The organism is Kocuria nitroreducens, assembly GCF_042879195.1.
GTDB classification, from domain to species: Bacteria; Actinomycetota; Actinomycetes; order Actinomycetales; family Micrococcaceae; genus Kocuria; species Kocuria nitroreducens.
On sequence record NZ_JBHZTC010000009.1, the window covers coordinates 123,199 to 141,087 of the forward strand.

The window sequence follows — 17,889 nt, forward strand, 5'->3', positions numbered from 1 at the left end:
TCCTGGAGGCATGCCAGCACCTGCCACCGCCAGCGAGCCGTCCCGCGAGATCCCCGGCAGGTCTCCCGGCGGGTCCCCCGACCAGCTCCCCGGTGGGTCCGTCCGCGGGACCGACCACCGGGACGTCGTCGTCGTCGGGGCCGGCCTGTCCGGCATCGGCGCGGCCTACCGCCTGCAGACCGAGTGCCCCGAGCTGACCTACGCCGTGCTGGAGGCCCGGGACGACCTGGGCGGGACCTGGGACCTGTTCCGCTACCCGGGCGTGCGCTCCGACTCCGACATGTTCACGCTCGGCTACTCCTTCAAGCCGTGGCGGGACCCGCAGGCACTCGCAGACGGCCCGTCGATCCTCGCCTACATCCACGAGACCGCGGAGGAGTTCGGCATCGACCGGCACCTCCGCCTCCGCACCAAGGTGGTCTCGGCCGACTGGTCCGGTGCCGAGCAGCGCTGGAACCTCGGCCTCGAGGTCCGGGGCGAGGACGGCACGGTCCACGGGCGCACCATGACGTGCTCGTTCCTGTACTCCTGCGCCGGCTACTACGACTACGACCGCGGCCACGACGCCGCGCTGCCCGGCCTCGAGGACTTCCGGGGCCGGGTGGTGCACCCGCAGTTCTGGCCCGAGGACCTCGACTGGGCCGGCCGGCGCGTGCTGGTGGTCGGCAGCGGCGCCACCGCCGTGACCCTCGTGCCGGCCATGGCCCGGGACGCCGGGAGCGTGACGATGCTGCAGCGCTCCCCCACGTGGATCAGCGCCGTGCCCGGCCGGGACAAGCGGGCCGACGCGCTGCGCCGGGCCCTCCCCGCAGGGCTCGCCCACCGGGTCATCCGGACCAAGAACATCCTGTTCAGCACGGCCGTGTACCAGTTCTGCCGCCGCCGCCCGGCCGCGGCCCGGCAGTTCTTCACGTCGCGGGCCGCGCGCATCCTCGGCTCCGTAGAGCTCGTGGCGGAGCACTTCACCCCCTCCTACGACCCGTGGGACCAGCGGCTGTGCGCGGTGCCGGACGCGGACCTGTTCAAGGCGCTGAAGAAGGGGCGGGCGGAGGTCGTCACCGGCACGATCGACACCTTCGTGCCCGAGGGCGTCAGGCTGAGCGACGGCCGGGTCCTCGAGGCCGACCTCGTGGTCACCGCCACGGGCCTGCGGCTGCTCCCCTTCGGCGGGATCGTGCTCACCGTGGACGGGACGCCGGTGGAGCTGTCCGAGCAGTTCGTGTGGAACGGCGCGATGCTTACGGGCGTGCCGAACTTCGCGCTGTGCATCGGCTACACCAACGCGTCCTGGACCCTGCGCGCCGACCTCACCCACCGGCTGGTGTGCAAGGTGCTCCGGCACCTGGAGCGCCACCACGCCGGGGCCGTGGTGCCGCACGCACGTCGGGGCATGGCCGAGCAGCCGCTGCTGGACCTCAGGTCCGGTTACGTCCAGCGCGCCATCGGCGCCTTCCCGCGCCAGGGCGACCGGCACCCGTGGCGGGTGCGGCAGAACTACCTGCTGGACTCCGCGACCACCCTGCGCACCCCGCTGTCCCGCACCCTCGACCTCGTCCCCCGCACCGCGGCCCGCCGCGACGCCCGCCCGCAGGAGGCCCACGCATGACCGACCAGCACGTCCCGCGCCCCGCCGCGGACTCCCCCGCCGACGCCCCGGAGGCCGCGACGACGGTGGAGGCCACGACGACGACGACGACGGTGGAGGTCGCCGGCCGGCCCGTGCGCATCCGCCGCTCCGGGCCCGCGGACGCGCCGCCGGTCGCGCTGCTGCACGGCATCGGCCGGAGCCTGGAGGACTGGTCGGCCGCCCACGAGCTGCTGGCGCAGGACCACCGCGTGCTCAGCATGGACCTCCCCGGTTTCGGGCTCACCCCCGCCGGCGCGGACCGGCCGGGGCTGGGGACGTTCGCCCGCGCCGTGCTCGGCGTGCTCGACGCGATCGGCGAGGAGCGGCCGGTGCACCTCATGGGCAACTCCCTGGGCGGCGCCGTGGCCATGACCGTGGCCGCCGAGCGCCCCGAGCGGGTCGCAGGGCTGCTGCTCGCCAACAGCGCCGGGTTCGGCCGGGAGGCCAACGTCTCCGCCCTGCCCATGGTGTGGGCGGGACTGTCCAGGCTGCCCGTGGTGGGCCACCGGTTCCTGCCCCTGGCGAGGGCCGCCGCGGTGCGGTCCAACCAGAACTGTTTCTTCGACCCGTCCCTGGCCACTCCCGAGCGGCTCCGGCACGCGGCGCGGGTGGGCGCCCAGCCGGACTTCCGGGCCACGTTCCTGGGCACCTACCGGAGCATCGGACTGCCGATGATCGGCGTGCTGCCCGGCTGGCGGAGGACCCTGCTCGAGAAGGTGCGGGCGTCGGGCGTGCCCGTGCTCGTGGTGTGGGGCGACGCCGACGCCGTGCTGCCGGCCCACCACGCCGGGGCAGCGGCCGCCGCACTGCCGGAGGCCCGGGTGCACGTCTTCCCGGACACCGGGCACATGCCGCAGATCGAGCGCACCCGGGAGCTGGTGGAGCTGGCCCGGGGATTCGTCGCATCGGTCGAGGAGTCGCGCTCCGCCCGCTGACTCCCTGATCCCAGGGGACGCCTCCGAAGGGTTGCCCTCCGCGCCCAGCACCCGCCGCGGGGCAGCGTTCCACCGCCGAGCGCACGCACGTCCTGCTCGGTCGCGGTCTCAGGCTCCACGGCCGTCCACCACGTTCTCCGGGTCGTGGCGCGGCGGGGTGCTGCCCACGAACGAGCGCACCCACGCCGCGTCCTTGTACTGGGCGGGCACCGCGCCGCCGAGCAGCTCCCGGCCCAGCGCGGCCGCCCCGGGCGAGCCCTCCAGCGGCAGCGGCGCGGAGGAGGCGGCCAGCACGATGTTGCCGTAGCGGCGGCCCTTGAGCATCGCCGGGTCCGCCACGGCGGCGACGTGCGCGAACACCTCGGACAGCGCGGCGAGCTCGGCGCGGGCTCCGGCGAGGTCCCGGGTGTCACCGCAGTTGAGCACGTACAGCCCGCCCGGGGCCAGGACGCACTCGACGTGCCGGGCGAACTCCACCGTGGTGAGCGGCTCGGGGGTCACGGCGCCGGCGAAGACGTCGCGGACCACCACGTCCCGGGTGGCGGGGCTCAGCGACTCCGTGACGGCCCGGGCCTCCCCCACCCGGATCCGCAGCAGCGGGGCGCGCGGGAGGTCGAACCACTCCCGGACCAGCGCGGCGAGCCGCCCGTCGAGCTCGACGACGACCTGCCGCGCCGACGGATGGGCGTGGGCGAGGAACCGGGCGAGGGAGCAGGCGCCGCCGCCGAGGTGCAGCACCCGCAGCCGTTCCGGGTCCGGGTGGGCGCCGAGGTGGACGTCCACGACGGCGGCGATCCAGCGCATGTACTCGAAGTCGAGCCGCTCGGGGTGCTCCGGATCCACGTGGGAGGAGGGGACGCCGTTGACGTGCAGCACCCAGGAGCCGGGGGCGTAGGCGTCGGGCACGAGCTCGGCGGTGCCGGTCGAGATCTCGTAGTTCCCGGCCGCGGGACCGGTGCGGGCGGCAGGCGCCGGCGCGGCGCGCGAGCGGCGGGACGCCCGGCTCACGCGGTCCTCGTCCGCAGCATGCGGTGCATGCGCTGACCGGCCCAGGGTCCGCCGGCGGGGAAGGACTCGGCCAGGGCCCGGAAGCCGTGCTTGGCGTAGAAGCGCTCGGCGCGGGCGTTGCCCTCCATGATCCACAGGTAGGCGTCGGCGGGGCCGATCGCGGCCTCCTGCAGGGCGGCGCCGACGCCCGTGCCGTGGGCGGCCCGCAGCACGTAGAGCTGGAACAGCTGCAGCGGGACGAGCGGGGCGGGCACCCCGGCCCGCCCCTCCCACGCGGCGGGGGACGGGCCTGCGGAGACCAGCCCGAGGGCGGTCCCGTCGTCGTCGACCGCGAGGAGGGTGCGCACGTCCGGGTCGGCGAGGAGGGCGCGGTCGTACCCGGCGGTGCGATCGGCCGCGGCCCGCTGCCGGTCGGCGAAGGCGTCGCCGAAGATCGGACGGTAGGTCTCGTCGAGGTAGCGCAGGTGCAGGGCGGACCAGGCCGGGGCGTCGGACGGGCCGGGGGTCCGCAGGTGGACCGCGGCGGGGGCCGTGCTCAGGACTCGATGGCCTGCCGCTGGATCGCGGCCTCGAGGCGCTCGACCTTGCCCTGCAGCTCGCCCGTGCGGCCGGGGCGGATGTCGGCCTTGAGCACGAGGGAGACCCGCGGCCCGTAGTCGCCCACGGCCTCGGTGGCGCGCTTGACGACGTCCATGACCTCGTCCCACTCGCCCTCGATCGTGGTGAACATGGCGTCGGTCTCGTGCGGCAGGCCGGACTCGCGGACCACGCGGACGGCGGCGGCAACGGCGTCGTGGACGGAACCGCTCGGGTTCTCGCCACCGGACGGGGAGACGGAGAAGGCAACCAGCATGCCCCCATCCTCCCACCCGGCGGCTCCCGGGTGAACCCCGGGGACGACGACGGTCCCGCCGCCACGCAGGCAACCTGGCCGGGCAATCGACCCTCGAGGTGATGCGGCAGTTCCTCCTGGGCTGACGGGAGGGTGGTGCCCTGGTGCACCATACCCCTCGGGGTATGCCAGATCCCCCCGGGGGTATAGAATCCTCGGAGCAGACCGTCCCACCCAGGAGCGTCCCGTGCATCTCGACCCCCAGAACCTCACCCCCGCCATCAACCGGCTCAAGCGGGCCCAGGGCCAGCTCGGCGCCGTCATCCGCATGCTCGAGGAGAGCCGCGAGTGCAAGGACGTGGTGACGCAGCTCGCCGCCGTCTCCCGGGCCCTCGACAAGGCGGGCTACTCCATCATCGCCACGGGCCTGGAGCAGTCCCTGCGCTCGGAGGACCCGAGCCTGGACAAGGCCGAGCTGGAGAAGATGTTCCTCTCCCTGGCCTGAACGGCTCGACCCGAGCGGTCCCGGCCGGGGCGGCGGCGTGCGAGCCTAGACTGGGCACGGACCCAACCCGACCGCCGGAGGACCCCGCCACCATGACCCAAGGCATCTACGTCAGCGCGATGACGCCGCAGTCCGGCAAGTCGCTCGTGGCCCTCGGCCTGGCCGACTCGCTGTTCCGCAAGACGGACCGCTTGGGCTATCTCCGCCCCGTCCACCTCGGGGAGACGCCGGCGGAGGATCCGATGGTGCAGCTGATGAAGCGCAACTTCGACCTCCCGGACGAGCGCTGCCGCGGCGGCACCTCCCTGGCCCGCACCCGGGAGCTGCTCGCGGCCGGGGACCACGACGAGCTCGACGCGATGGCCGTGACCGTCTACGGCGAGATGGCCCGGCACTGCGACGTGGTCGTGGTGGACGGCACCGACCTCCTGGCGCACAACGCGGCCACCGCCGAGTTCGACATGAACGCCCGGTTGGCCAACAACCTGGGCGCCTCCGTGCTCGCCGTCATCGGCGCCGACGCGTCCGAGAGCCCCGAGGACGTGCTCAACGCGGTGGAGGTCACCCGCGCCGAGCTGCACCAGGTGCGGTGCGACATCTTCGCGGTCATCGTCAACCGCGCCCGCCCCGACTGGGTGGAGCAGATCGAGCACAACGCCGCCCGCGGCGTGCGGGGCCTGCCTGTGTACGTCATCGCCGAGAACGAGGCGGTCGCCGCGCCCACGGTCGCCGAGCTGCAGGACCGGCACGGGTTCGGGGACGGCCCGTCCACGGTCTCCCTGGACCGCGACGTCAAGGGCGTCAAGGTCGCCGCGATGACCGTGGCCCACTACCTCGAGCAGCTCGCCGACGGCGACTTCGTCATCACGCCGGGAGACCGCTCCGACATCGTCGTCGCGTCCCTGGCCTCCGCCCTCTCCCCCGCCCTGCCCGTCCCCTCCGGGATGCTGCTGACGGGCGGCTTCGACACCGAGGGGCGGATCCGGGAGCTCACCGCCGCGGCGCCGTTCCCCGTCCTGACCACCGGGCTGGACACCTACCGGGCCGCCCGGGAGGTGTCCCGGACCCGGGGCACCCTCTCCGGGGCGCACCCGCGCAAGGTCGCGGCCGCGCTCGGCGAGTGGGCCCGGAGGGTGGACGGCGAGGAGCTCGTGAGCCGGCTGGACCTGCCGCGCCCCGCCATGCGCACGCCCCTGCGCTTCCTGCACGAGCTCGTCGAGACCGCCCGGGCGGACCGGAAGAACATCGTGCTCCCCGAGGGCGAGGACCCCCGCATCCTCAGGGCCGCGGAGATGATCCACCGCCGCAACTTCTGCGACCTGACGGTCCTGGGCGACCCCGGGCGGATCGCGCAGCTGTGCCAGACGGAGGGCATCAACCTCGACTTCGCCGAGGACGGGCTGACCCTCGTGGACGTCGTGCACGACGAGGAGCTGCGCGAGAAGTACGCCGGCGAGTACGTGCGGCTGCGCTCCCACAAGGGCGTGCAGCGGGACACGGCCCTGGAGCGGATGCTCGACGGCTCCTACTTCGGCACCATGATGGTGCAGATGGGGGACGTGGACGGCATGGTCTCCGGGGCCGCACACACCACCGCCAACACCATCCGCCCCGCCCTGGAGTTCGTGAAGACCTCCGAGGGCGTGCGGATCGTCTCCTCCGTGTTCTTCATGCTCCTCGAGGACCGCGTGCTGGTCTACGGCGACTGCGCCGTGAACCCCAACCCGGACGCGCAGCAGCTCGCGGACATCGCGCTCGCCTCCGCCCGCACGGCCCGCCAGTTCGGGGTGGAGCCCAAGGTCGCGATGCTGTCCTACTCCACCGGCGGCTCCGGCTCCGGCCAGGACGTGGAGAAGGTCCGTGCGGCCACCGAGATCGTGCGCGGCGCGGACCCGGACCTCGAGGTGGAGGGACCCATCCAGTACGACGCCGCGGTGGACGCCTCGATCGCGGCGTCCAAGCTGCCCGGCTCCACCGTGGCCGGGCAGGCGACCGTTTTCGTCTTCCCGGACCTCAACACCGGCAACAACACCTACAAGGCCGTCCAGCAGTCCGCCGGCGCCGTGGCCGTGGGCCCGGTGCTGCAGGGGCTGCGCAAGCCCGTCAACGACCTCTCGCGCGGGTGCACCGTGGACGACATCGTCAACACGGTCGCGATCACCGCGATCCAGGCCCAGGGCATGTGACCCACCGGCCCACCGATCCCACACCCACCGTCCCCACAGCCCCCGGGAGTCCTCCATGCTCGTGCTCGTCGTCAACTGCGGCTCGTCCTCGCTCAAGTACCAGGTCCGGGAGCTCGAGGCCGGCGAGGACGGCGGGACGGTGCTGGCCTCCGGGCTGATCGAGAACATCGGCAGCTCGCAGATCGAGGACCACACGCAGGCGCTCGAGCTGCTCGCGGAGCGCCTGGGGGTCGAGCTGGAGGGACGCACGATCGACGCCGCGGGCCACCGCGTGGTGCACGGCGGCGAGCGGTTCTCCGCGCCGGTGCTCGCGACCGACGAGATCATCCAGGACATCGAGCGGCTGGTCCCGCTGGCACCCCTGCACAACCCCGCCGCAGTGCTCGGCCTGCGGGCCGTGCAGAAGACGTGGCCGCACCTGCCGCAGATCTGCGTGTTCGACACCGCGTTCCACCGCACCATGCCCGAGCACGTGTGGCGCTACGCCGTGCCGGAGGAGTTCTACGAGCGCTGGGGCATCCGCCGCTACGGCTTCCACGGCACGTCCCACGACTGGGTGACGGGGCAGGCGGCGCAGTTCCTGGGCGTCCCGCGCGAACGGTTCAGCTGCGTGGTGGCGCACCTGGGCAACGGTGCGTCCGTGACGGCGGTCAAGGACGGCGCCTCCTACGACACGTCGATGGGCTACACCCCCCTGGCGGGCCTGGTGATGGGCACCCGCACCGGGGACCTGGACCCGTCCGTGGTGACGGCCGTCCTGCGCCGGGACCCGGAGATGACCCCCGAGCGGCTCGACGCCGTGCTCAACAAGGAGTCCGGTCTGCGGGCGATCGCCGGCAGCCACGACATGCGCGCCGTCCAGGAGGCCGCCGACGGCGGCGACGAGCGCGCCGAGCTGGCCCTGGAGATGGCCGCCCACCGCCTGGCGAAGTACGTGGGCGGCTACCACGTGGCCGTGGACGGCGCCCAGGCGCTGGTCTTCACGGCCGGGATCGGGGAGAACGCCTCGGCCTTCCGCGCCCGCGTCTGCGGCCGGCTGGGCGCCCTCGGGGTCGTGCTCGACGACGACGCCAACGCCGCCCGCTCGCGGGAGGTCCGACGGATCTCCGCGCCGGACTCCGCACTGGAGGTGCTCGTGGTGCCCACCGACGAGGAGCAGGCGATCGCGGCGGCGACCGCGGCCCTCGTCGCGGACGGGAACCCCGCCGCCTGAGCAGGTTCGGCCCCGCCGTTCGGGCAAGTGCGGGGATCACGCCGTCCGAGCAGTGCGGGCGTCACGGTCCGCCGCACAGGAGGAGCCGCCCCGCCGTGTGTTCGCGAAAGCGATCACGACGGATAGGTTCGGTGCTGGGGCCCGTGCGGCGGCCTCGTACCTGCGTCAGGAGGCACCGACCATGTCCCAGCAGCCCTACGAACCCCGGGGCCACGGCGGCCCTCCCCCGCTCCCCGGTGCTCCCCCCTACGCCAAGGTCCGCCCGCCCCGGCCACCGGCGACTCCCGACCTGCGGCTGCTGCTGCGGCTCACCGTGGCGTCCTTCGTGGTGGCGGTCCTCGGCGGCGCGGTGGGGTACCTGGCGGCGCCCGAGCAGTATTCCGGCCTGCCCGCGGGGACGGCGTTCAGCACGATCGTCCTCGTCATCTCGGTCCTGTTCGGCTTCGGGCTCACCGCCGGGCTCTACGCCCTGGTGTACTTCCCGCTGCGCGAGCAGCGGCAGTGGGCGTGGATCCTCGGCCTCGTCCTCGCGTCCATGGCGCTCCTGACCACCCTGGCCAACGTCGTCCTGGTGCTCGCGGCCCCCATCGACGCGTCGCTGGGCCTCGTGACGGGAGCGCTCAAGGCCGTCGTGGACACGGCCTGGCTCGTGGTGGCCGTCCGCCCGGGAGTGCGGGCCGTGCTGCGCTGAGCGCGCGGGCCGGGACAACGGCGCCGTGGCCCCGGCCCGCCCTCAGGACAGGGTGCGGGCCACCCGGTCCATGACGGCGGCCAGCCGGTCGGCGTCGTCACCCTCGAGCGCACGGAGGAACAGCTCCTCGACGTCGCGGGCGTGGGCGGGCCGCAGACGGCGGAAGGCGCGCAGCCCCTCGTCGGTGAGCTCGGCCTCGAGGCCGCGCGCGTCCTCCGCGCAGCGCCGCCGCCGCACCCAGCCGCGCTTCTCGAGCACGCCGATCTGGTAGCTGAGCCGGCTCGGGGAGAAGACCATCCGCTGGGCCAGCTCCCCCATCCGCAACCGGTGGTCGTGCGCGTTCCGCAGCAGCAGGAGCACCTGGTAGTCCATGAGCGAGCAGCCGTGCTCCTTGAGCCGGGCCTCGATCTCGGTGGTCAGCCGCGCGGTGGTCTCGAAGTACAGCTGCCACACGTCCCACGGGCGGGCGGTGGCCTCCGGCCCGGTCACTGGCCGACCCGGGCGAGCAGGTCCGCGAAGTCCGGGACTCCGTCGAACCCGTCGCCCCGCTCGCGGCCGCCCGCACCGGCCCGGACCGAGCCGGCCGTCCGTGCGGCCGGCTCCACGCCCGGCCTGAGCTGGGGCCCGAGCCGGTGCGCCAGCTGGGCGCCGGCCCGCCGGATGCGCGACTCGAGCGAGACCCCGGCCCAGTCCTCGGCGGCCGCGTAGACCCCCAGGGGCAGCACCAGCGCCTTGAGGTGGGAGAACAGCGGGCGCATGGCGGTGTCCAGCATCAGGGAGTGCCGTGCGGTGCCCCCGGTCGCCGCCACCAGCACGGGCAGGTCCTCCAGCGAGGCCTCGTCGACGAGGTCGAAGAAGGACTTGAACAGCCCCGAGTAGGAGGCCTGGTACGTCGGGGTGGCGGCGATCAGGGCATCCGCCCCGGTGACCGTCTCCAGCGCGGTCCGCAGTTCCGGACCGGGGAACCCGGTGAGCAGGTGGTCGGCGATGGCATGGGCCAGGGGGCGCAGCTCCACGCGCCGGATCAGCACCGGCGCCCCGTCCAGGGCGTCGCGGGCGGCCTCGGCGAGACGGTCGGCCAGCAGGGTGGTGGAGGATGCGTCGGACGTCCCCGCCGACACCACGGCCAGAGTGAGCGGACGTGCCGCGCCGGGGTCCGGCGTCGTCGGAAGGTCCCGGGCGCTCATCGGTGGGCCTTCTCCGCGGTCTGCGCGGCGCGGGCCCGCCCGGCGGGCGAGTCCTCGGCGCCGCCGGGCACGGGGTCCTGGCCGGCGCGGTGGCGGGCCACCAGCGAGGCGTGGGTCGGGGCCTCCGGGACGTGGGCGGGCTTGAGCGCGGCGAACTCCTGGCGCAGCACGGGCACGACCTCCTCACCGAGCAGGTCGAGCTGCTCCAGGACGGTCTTCAGCGGCAGACCGGCGTGGTCCATGAGGAACAGCTGGCGCTGGTAGTCGCCCGCGTAGTCACGGAACGCGAGGGTCTTCTCGACGACCTGCTGCGGGGAGCCCACGGTCAGCGGCGTCTGCGCCGTGAAGTCCTCCAGCGAGGGCCCGTGGCCGTAGACGGGGGCCTTGTCGAAGTAGGGGCGGAACTCCCGCACGGCGTCCTGGGAGCTCCGGCGCACGAACACCTGGCCGCCCAGGCCCACGATCGCCTGGTTGGCGGAGCCGTGGCCGTAGTGCTCGTAGCGCTGCCGGTAGAACTCCACCATCCGCCGGGTGTGCTCGGCGGGCCAGAAGATGTTGTTGTGGAAGAACCCGTCGCCGTAGTAGGCGGCCTGCTCCGGGATCTCGGGCGAACGGATCGAGCCGTGCCACACGAAGGGTGCCACGTCGTCGAGCGGGCGCGGGGTCGAGGTGAAGCCCTGCAGGGCGCTGCGGAACCGGCCCTGCCAGTTCACCACGTCCTCCCGCCACAGCCGGTGGAGCAGGCTGTAGTGCTCGATCGCCAGGGGGATGCCCTGGCGGATGTCCTGGCCGAACCAGGGATAGACCGGACCGGTGTTGCCGCGGCCCATGGTGAGGTCCACGCGGCCGTCGGTCAGGTGCTGCAGGTAGGCGTAGTCCTCGGCGATGCGCACCGGGTCGGTGGTGGTGATCAGGGTGGTGGCCGTGGACAGCTCCAGCCGCTCGGTCTGCGCCGCGATGCTCGCCAGCAGGATCGGCGGGTTGGCCGGCGCCACGAACGGCGGGTTGTGGTGCTGCCCGGTGGCGAAGACGTCCAGGCCCACCTCCTCCGCCTTCTTCGCGATCGTGACGGTCGCCTTGATCCGCTCGTGCTCGGTGGGGGTGCGCCCCGTGGTGGGGTCCTGGGTGACGTCCCCGATGGTGAAGATGCCGAACTGCATGTGCTCCTCCTGCTCCGCGGCGGCGTCCGGCCGGACGGCCCGCACAGTTTTTTCAAATTTGAACTACTACGGTCAAGGAGTCCCCGCTCCGGATTATTCCCGCCCGGCTCTGCCTAGGCTGGGCGCATGCCCCTCCCCCACTTCCTGCCCACGGGTGACGGCACGGTCGACCCGGGCGCCGTCGTCGCCGGCGAGCACTACCGCATCAGCGTGCTGAGCCCCGGGCTGCTGCGCCTGGAGTACAGCCCGGCCGGCCGCTTCGAGGACCGCCCGTCCGCGTTCGCCGTCGACCGCCGGTTCCCGGTGCCGGACTTCCGGGTGCAGCGCACGGCGTCCGGGATCGAGCTCCTGACCGAGCGGATCCACCTCAGCTACGACGAGCGGGCCTTCAGCCCGACAGGGCTGTCCGCGCAGATCCGCGGCGGCGTGACCAGCTACCACAGCGTGTGGCGCTACGGCGCCCCGGTCCCCACCCTGGGCGGGACCGCCCGCACCCGGGACGAGGCCGACGGTCCGGTCGCGCTCGAGCCGGGCGTCACGTCCCGCGAGGGCTTCGGGGTGATCGACGACTCCACCTCGGTGCTGCTCACGGACGACGGCTGGTACGCGCCGCGCGCCGGTGAGGAGGGTGCCGTGGACCTGTACTTCTTCGGCTGGGGCCACGACCACCAGCAGGCGCTGCGCGACTTCTACGCCCTGTCCGGGCCGCAGCCCGTCCTGCCCCGCTGGGCGCTCGGCAACTGGTGGAGCCGGTACCACGCCTACGACGAGGCCGAGTACCGGCAGCTCGTCGCCGGGTTCGACCGGAGCCGGCTGCCGTTCTCCGTGCTGGTGGTGGACATGGACTGGCACCTCACGGACGAGCACGTGGAGCGCCGGCACGGCTCGGGCTGGACGGGCTACACCTGGAACCGCGAGCTGTTCCCGGATCCCCGGGGCTTCCTCGCGTGGGCGCACGAGCGCGGCTACCGGGTCACGCTCAACCTGCACCCGGCCGACGGGGTCCGCTCCTTCGAGGACCCGCACCCCGCGATGCTCGAGGCCCTGGGCCGCGAGCCGGGCTCGGAGGAGCCCGTGGCCTTCGACGTCACCGACCGGGACTTCGTGGCGGCGTACTTCGACGTCCTGCACCGCGGCCTGGAGGCCGACGGCGTGGACATCTGGTGGGTCGACTGGCAGTCCGGGCCGTACTCCCGGCTGCCGGACGTGGACCCCCTGTGGGTACTCAACCACTACCACTTCCTGGATTCGGGCGCGGACGGGTCCCGCCCGCTGACGCTCTCCCGCTACGCCGGGCCGGGCAGCCACCGGTACCCGGTCGGCTTCTCCGGCGACACCGTCATCTCCTGGGCGTCCCTCGCGTTCCAGCCGTACTTCACGGCGACGGCGGCGAACATCGGCTTCGGCTGGTGGAGCCACGACATCGGCGGGCACATCTGCGGCGCCCGCGACGACGAGCTGGCCACCCGCTGGCTGCAGTTCGGGGTGTTCTCGCCGATCCTGCGCCTGCACTCGGGAGACAACGACTTCATCGCCAAGGAGCCGTGGCGCTACCGCTCCCCCTACGCCGAGGTCATGGAGCGCGGACTGCGGCTGCGGCACCGGCTGGTCCCCTATCTGCACACCGCCAACCGGGCCGCCGCCGTGGAGGGCATCCCCCTGGTCCGGCCGCTGTACCACGAGCACCCGGAGGCGGAGCAGGCCTACCGGTACGGGCACCAGTACCTGTTCGGGGCCGAGCTGATGGTCGCCCCGGTCACCTCTCCCGCGGACCCCGTGGTCACCCGCGCGGCGGTGCCGGTGTGGCTGCCGGAGGGGTCCTGGACGGACCTGTTCACGGGCACCGTCTACGACGGCGGGCGGGAGCTCGTGCTGCACCGGGGCCTCGGCGACGTGCCCGTCCTGGCCCGGGCCGGCGCGATCGTGCCCCTCGCCGGGCCCGACGACGACGCCGCGCCGGACATCGTCAATCCCGTCGAGCTGGAGGTCCTGGTGGTCGCCGGCGCCTCGCACCGCACCGCGCTGGACGAGGACGACGACAGCGGCGACGGCCGCGACCCGGTCCGCTGGGCGCGCACCCCGCTCGCCGTCGACATCGCCGCTGGGGAGTTCACGGTCGGCCCGGCGCAGGGCCACCTCGGCTGCCTGCCGGCGGCGCGCACCTGGGTCCTCACCTTCCTCGGCTTCGAGGAGCCGGCGGAGCTGACCGTGACCGTGGACGGGAAGACGGTCCCGGCGCGGGTCGCCCGGCGCGGGAACGGGGTGCACGGGCACCGCACCTCGGTCACGGTCGACGACGTGGCGCCCGGGGCGCGGATCGTGGTGCGGTCGGCGGGCTTGCGCACCGTGGCCGCCCAGGATCCCGCCGACCGCGTCTTCGACCTGCTCAACGACGCCCAGATCAGCTACGAGGCCAAGCGGCGGGTGCACGAGGCCGTGCGGCGGGATCCCGTCGGGGCGCTCGGGCAGGCGCCGGCCCTCGGGGTCGAGGGGCCGCTGCTCAGCGCGCTCACGGAGCTGGTGCTGGCGGCGCGGGCCTGATGCCGCGCGCAGCGAGGATCAGCACCCCGCCGTGGGTCCGTCCTCGTCCAGGCCGAGCTCGACGACGAGGATCGGCAGCCTCAGCCGTTCGGCGGTGAAGGACACCACCCGGGCGTGCGGGATGCCCTTCTCCCGGACGAAGCGGCAGGCGACCAGCCCGTGGTCACGGTTCTGGCCAATCATCAGCAGCCAGTGCCTGCCCGCGGCGTCGAGCGCGTGCGCCTGGCGCTCCAGGTCTCTTCCCGCCGGGTCGGTTTCGGTGCTTCGCCGGGCGAAACGGGCCGCATAGGCCCTCATGTCCGCCTCGGTGCGCAGCATCCCGGCGGCGACCCGCCGGACGTCCTGGTTCCTCAGTTCGGGGGCGATCTGCTCCTCGCGGATCCCGTCGGCACAGCCCCCGTGCTCCTCGCCGGCGCTCCGGTGACCGGCGTGGATGATGCGCTCGATACGACGCAGTCGCGCGTCGTCCTTGTGCAGCTCCTGGTAGTCGCTGATCAGCGCCGCGATCTCGGCGTCCAGGTGGTTCTGCTCGGGCTCCTGGGGATCGTTGCCGTCCCGGGCCGGTCGTGATGGGGACAAGCCGGCCTCCTGCGGGCTGGACACTGACGTTCCAACGTCAACGGTGACACCCGCAGGACCTATTCCGCCATGGCTGCTCGACGACCGCGACGCAGCCTGACCCGGACGGTCCTGCACCCGGCACCGAGGTGGCGTCGGTGCCGGGCGCAGCCGGGGTCCGGAAAGGGAGGTGGGCTCAGCCGCCCAGGCCGGCCTGGTGGTTGGTCCCCACCTGGTCGACCTTGCGGTGGAAGCGCATCCCGGCCATCCCGCCCAGCACTGCCCCGATCAGCGGGACCAGGGCGGCGATGATCAGGGCGATGATGCCCCTGTCGTCAGGGCCCCTTCCCCGATCGGGATCCGGGGGAAGCCGTTGAGCTGAGCCAGGACGTTGAACTGGGATCCGGCCACCGCACCGAGCACTGCCAGGACGATGGCGATCAGGATCGCCCAGCCACACGGCGATGCCCTGCTTGGCCCCGTCGAAGCGGGCCATGCGCCCGGCCACGTAGCCGCCGCAGAAGTAGGCGATGAACAGGATCACGGCGAGCACGACCCCGCTGACGATCCCCACCGTGGTCGCATCCTGCGCGGCCTGCTGGGCGACCTGTCCTGGATCGGTGTCGGTGGCCCCCCCACCCCGGCCCCGATGGCTGACAGCAGCGCGGTGAGCAGCACCGCCATGCCGGTGGCGGTGAGCCAGCCGAAGAACGCCGAGCCGAATGGCCGGGGCGGTGTGGCACGTCGCATCCGCTTCTTGCCCTGCCCCTGCGGGGTGTCGGGGCTATTCGGCGTCCTTGTCCTCGCGGGCGGCCCGGGCTTGTCGGCGCTCCTTGGCCCGGACCCGGTGGAACCGCTCGAGCTGTCCCAGGACCTGCTCTCGGGTCATGTCGTGGAGCCTGGCGTACCTCTTGATCTCCCAGGGATAGTAGAACGGTTCCCATCCGATCTCGTCGTCGGCCCGCCACGACCCGCCCACGAGGTAGCGCACCACGGTGTTGAGGAAAGCCATGACCGGCACCGCGAACAAGGCCCCGGCGATGCCGTAGAGGATCGCCCCGGTCGCCACGGTCAAGAACACGGCCAGTGGGTGCAGGGAGACGGCCTTGCCCAGGATGAGCGGTTGCAAGACGTTGCCCTCCAGCTGCTGGACGAGCAGCACCACCCCCAGCATCAGGAGCGCGTTCGTCGTCCCGTTCGCCACCAGCGCCACCAGCACCGCGACCGCCCCCGTGACGACCGCCCCCACGATCGGGATGAAGGAGCCCAGGAACACCAGGATGCCGATCGGCAGGGCCAGGGGCACCCCGAGCAGGGCCGCGCCCACCCCGATGCCCACGGCGTCGATGGCCGCCACCAGACCCTGGGCCCGGGCGTACTGGACCAGCGCCGTCCACCCGTGCCGGCCCGCGCCGTTGACCGCCCGGCGCACGGGCGACGGGAAGAGACCGACCAGGAACAACCAGATCCGTTCGCCCTCCATCAGCAGGAAGAGCAGGGTGAAGAGCAGGATCACGACACCGGTCAGCACGTGCCCGGCCGTGGCGCCGAAGGACATGGCCCCGTCCAGGATCGCTTCGCTGTTGTTCTCGACAGTGGCCCCGAAGTCGTCGATCCAGTCGTCGACGGAACCCACGTCCCATCCGAACGGGGTGCCCTCGAGCCGTTCCAACAGTTGCCGGGTGCCGGCCACCACGCTGCCGGACAGCTGGGCGAAGCCCAGCACGATCTGCCGCCCGGCCAGGAGCAGCAGGCCCACGACCACCCCGACCAGACCGAGAACCGTCAGACCGGCGGCCGCTCCCGCCGGCACCCGGTGGCGGCGGGCCCATTTCACCGGAGGGAAGAGCAGACCGGCCAGCAGACCCGCCAGGAGCACGGGAATGACGACCACTGTGATCGTCGAGAGCAGATACCCGAACAGTCCCACGGCCGCGACCACGGTCAGCAGCCGCCAGGACCACGCGGCGGCCACCCGCACCGGAACCGGCACGCCTGCGGCGGCGTCACCGTGCGACGGCGGCAGCTGCCGGTCCGATCCCGGGTCGGTGGGACGCAAAGCGCCGTGTGCTGTCGAGGGCATGGTCGAATCCTGACACGATCGCCGGCAAGCACACCCCGTCAAGGTCCAGAAGGAGCACCATGCCCCCCCTCGGGCTCTCCTGCGCCGGGCAACAGGTTTCCCTCACCGGGGAGGTCTCCGATCTGGTCCCCTCCCGCTCCGCCCTGGTCCTCCCCGACCCTGAGAACCCGGACCTGGACCCGGTGCTGGTCAGCGCCCAGTACGCGTTCCCCGACACGGCGCAGGGCGCGGTCGTCGAGGTCACCGGCACCGTTCCGTCGGATTTCCAGGCCCGGGTGGACCAGGACGACGAGGCCGGCATCTACGACCGCCACGTCGGGCAGCCCTGCCTGGACCGGGCGACCCTCGGCATGACGGCCCCCTCCGGGCAGTGACCAGGGCAACCTCAGGCCGGGTGCAGTTCGACCGTCAGCAGCTGCGGTGGGGCGTTGATCCGCACGGGGAGCAGGCTGAAACCGATCCCGCAGGTGACGTACATGGCGTTGCCCTCGGCCCCGTAGCCGGCCGGGGCGAAGCCGTCGGCCACGATCTCCTCCTCCTTGGTGAGTCCCAGATGGGCCCAGGAGGACAACAAGGGGAGGGCGATCTGCCCGCAGTGGGTGTGCCCGGCCACCGCCATGGGGGCAGCCCCGGCGGCCAGCTCCGGGAACGTGGTCGGGTGGTGCATCATCACCAGTCTCGGCGCCGCCTCGGGCACCTCGTCGAAGGCCTCCGCCGGCTCTGCCCCGCCCACCGAGGACGGGCCCACCCCGACCACGAACAGTCCCGGTCCGGGGCCGGAGCCGAGCACGGGGACGGCCTCATTGGCCAGGACCTGGATGCCCTGTTCCTCGAGGGCGGTGGTGAGTTCCTCCACGGCCCCGACGGCGTGGTCGTGGTTGCCCATCACCGCGTACACCGGGATGCCCGCCGCGGTCAGAGGTTCCAGCAGCCGGGCCGCGTCCTGCACCCGCTCCTGGACGCTGGCCTCGCCCCGGTAGAGGAAGTCCCCTGGAAGCAGCACGGCATCCGGCTCGGCTGCCACGGCCCGGTCCACCACCCGCTCGATCATCCCGGTGTTGTCCCACCACATCCCCACCTGCAGATCGGAGAACACCAGCACCTCCGCACCGTTCCAGTCCGGGCCCAGCCCCGGGATGCGGGCCTGAATGCGCTCCTCGTCGAGGATGAGCCGCGGCTCGATGGCGACCCCGTAGCCGGTCACGAGCAGTCCCAGGGTCACCACCACCGCTGCCAGGCGCGTGCGGAAGCGGCGAAGGCGGCGGTGTCGGTGTCCTCGGCGGCCGGGACCGGGCTCGTCCTCCGGGGCAGCGAGGTGGGCCATCGCAGTCCTCTCGTGGACGAACCCGACAGCACGCGGCGG

At 73.2% G+C, this 17,889-nt stretch carries 18 protein-coding genes; 8 read left to right on the top strand and 10 right to left on the bottom strand.

Features of this window, described 5'->3' with window-relative positions; translation table 11 throughout:
- Positions 1-10 precede the first annotated feature (10 nt).
- Positions 11-1,606: a flavin-containing monooxygenase gene (locus ACFYE1_RS08185; RefSeq protein WP_387741726.1), complete on the top strand. Its 1,596-nt coding sequence runs from the start codon at positions 11-13 to the stop codon at positions 1,604-1,606.
- On the top strand, positions 1,603-2,562 hold the full coding sequence (locus ACFYE1_RS08190) for an alpha/beta fold hydrolase (RefSeq protein ID WP_387741728.1): 960 nt from the start codon (positions 1,603-1,605) through the stop codon (positions 2,560-2,562). Before ACFYE1_RS08185 ends, ACFYE1_RS08190 begins: the two co-directional genes overlap by 4 nt.
- A gap of 108 nt (positions 2,563-2,670) precedes the next feature.
- Here ACFYE1_RS08190 and ACFYE1_RS08195 read toward each other — a convergent pair whose 3' ends face one another.
- Genes ACFYE1_RS08195 through ACFYE1_RS08205 form a run of 3 tightly spaced genes read right to left on the bottom strand, consistent with a single transcriptional unit; the run spans position 2,671 to position 4,423 of the window.
- Positions 2,671-3,570, bottom strand: a complete 900-nt coding sequence (locus ACFYE1_RS08195) for a spermidine synthase (RefSeq protein WP_387741730.1) — start codon at positions 3,568-3,570, stop codon at positions 2,671-2,673.
- Positions 3,567-4,109 (bottom strand): GNAT family N-acetyltransferase, encoded by a 543-nt coding sequence (locus ACFYE1_RS08200; RefSeq protein WP_387741784.1) that lies wholly within the window; start codon positions 4,107-4,109, stop codon positions 3,567-3,569. The genes ACFYE1_RS08195 and ACFYE1_RS08200 overlap by 4 nt, the downstream gene beginning before the upstream one ends.
- Positions 4,106-4,423: a thiamine-binding protein gene (locus ACFYE1_RS08205; RefSeq protein WP_344123859.1), complete on the bottom strand. Its 318-nt coding sequence runs from the start codon at positions 4,421-4,423 to the stop codon at positions 4,106-4,108. The genes ACFYE1_RS08200 and ACFYE1_RS08205 overlap by 4 nt, the downstream gene beginning before the upstream one ends.
- A 226-nt stretch (positions 4,424-4,649) precedes the next feature.
- On the opposite strand from ACFYE1_RS08205, the gene ACFYE1_RS08210 reads away from it, so the two are divergent.
- The 4 genes from ACFYE1_RS08210 (at position 4,650) to ACFYE1_RS08225 (ending at position 8,997) form a co-directional block, all read left to right on the top strand.
- Entirely contained in the window at positions 4,650-4,907 is a 258-nt protein-coding gene (locus tag ACFYE1_RS08210; protein WP_387741732.1) for a metal-sensitive transcriptional regulator, read from the top strand.
- A gap of 92 nt (positions 4,908-4,999) precedes the next feature.
- Positions 5,000-7,093 (top strand): phosphate acetyltransferase, encoded by a 2,094-nt coding sequence (gene pta / locus ACFYE1_RS08215; RefSeq protein ID WP_387741734.1) that lies wholly within the window; start codon positions 5,000-5,002, stop codon positions 7,091-7,093.
- Between the two features lie 55 nt (positions 7,094-7,148).
- Positions 7,149-8,306 carry an acetate/propionate family kinase gene (locus ACFYE1_RS08220; RefSeq protein WP_387741736.1) on the top strand — a complete coding sequence of 386 codons (1,158 nt, stop codon included), beginning with the start codon at positions 7,149-7,151 and terminating at the stop codon, positions 8,304-8,306.
- A 181-nt stretch (positions 8,307-8,487) separates the two neighbouring features.
- A complete protein-coding gene (locus ACFYE1_RS08225) occupies positions 8,488-8,997 on the top strand; it encodes a hypothetical protein (protein WP_387741738.1) in 510 nt (169 codons plus the stop codon).
- Between the two features lie 42 nt (positions 8,998-9,039).
- On the opposite strand, the gene ACFYE1_RS08230 is transcribed toward ACFYE1_RS08225, so the two are convergent.
- The 3 genes from ACFYE1_RS08230 to ACFYE1_RS08240 are packed head-to-tail and all read right to left on the bottom strand — an operon-like array spanning position 9,040 to position 11,344.
- Entirely contained in the window at positions 9,040-9,486 is a 447-nt protein-coding gene (locus ACFYE1_RS08230; RefSeq protein WP_387741740.1) for a MarR family winged helix-turn-helix transcriptional regulator, read from the bottom strand.
- On the bottom strand, positions 9,483-10,184 hold the full coding sequence (locus ACFYE1_RS08235) for a CE1759 family FMN reductase (protein ID WP_387741742.1): 702 nt from the start codon (positions 10,182-10,184) through the stop codon (positions 9,483-9,485). Before ACFYE1_RS08235 ends, ACFYE1_RS08230 begins: the two co-directional genes overlap by 4 nt.
- Positions 10,181-11,344 (bottom strand): LLM class flavin-dependent oxidoreductase, encoded by a 1,164-nt coding sequence (locus tag ACFYE1_RS08240; RefSeq protein ID WP_387741744.1) that lies wholly within the window; start codon positions 11,342-11,344, stop codon positions 10,181-10,183. Before ACFYE1_RS08240 ends, ACFYE1_RS08235 begins: the two co-directional genes overlap by 4 nt.
- Before the next feature lie 126 nt (positions 11,345-11,470).
- Here ACFYE1_RS08240 and ACFYE1_RS08245 point away from each other — a divergent pair, with 126 nt between their 5' ends.
- Positions 11,471-13,885, top strand: a complete 2,415-nt coding sequence (locus tag ACFYE1_RS08245) for a glycoside hydrolase family 31 protein (RefSeq protein WP_387741746.1) — start codon at positions 11,471-11,473, stop codon at positions 13,883-13,885.
- A gap of 18 nt (positions 13,886-13,903) precedes the next feature.
- Here ACFYE1_RS08245 and ACFYE1_RS08250 read toward each other — a convergent pair whose 3' ends face one another.
- From ACFYE1_RS08250 to ACFYE1_RS08260, 3 genes are all read right to left on the bottom strand, one after another.
- The gene (locus ACFYE1_RS08250; protein WP_387741748.1) at positions 13,904-14,464 is read right to left on the bottom strand and encodes a hypothetical protein; all 561 of its coding nucleotides are present in this window, start codon (positions 14,462-14,464) and stop codon (positions 13,904-13,906) included.
- Between the two features lie 175 nt (positions 14,465-14,639).
- Positions 14,640-15,017: a hypothetical protein gene (locus ACFYE1_RS08255; RefSeq protein WP_387741749.1), complete on the bottom strand. Its 378-nt coding sequence runs from the start codon at positions 15,015-15,017 to the stop codon at positions 14,640-14,642.
- A gap of 210 nt (positions 15,018-15,227) precedes the next feature.
- A complete protein-coding gene (locus tag ACFYE1_RS08260) occupies positions 15,228-16,526 on the bottom strand; it encodes an AI-2E family transporter (protein WP_387741751.1) in 1,299 nt (432 codons plus the stop codon).
- 59 nt (positions 16,527-16,585) lie between these two features.
- Between ACFYE1_RS08260 and ACFYE1_RS08265 the strand changes: the two genes are divergently transcribed.
- On the top strand, positions 16,586-16,900 hold the full coding sequence (locus tag ACFYE1_RS08265; RefSeq protein ID WP_387741753.1) for a hypothetical protein: 315 nt from the start codon (positions 16,586-16,588) through the stop codon (positions 16,898-16,900).
- A gap of 11 nt (positions 16,901-16,911) precedes the next feature.
- Here ACFYE1_RS08265 and ACFYE1_RS08270 read toward each other — a convergent pair whose 3' ends face one another.
- Positions 16,912-17,850 (bottom strand): metallophosphoesterase, encoded by a 939-nt coding sequence (locus ACFYE1_RS08270; RefSeq protein WP_387741755.1) that lies wholly within the window; start codon positions 17,848-17,850, stop codon positions 16,912-16,914.
- Positions 17,851-17,889: the final 39 nt, after the last annotated feature.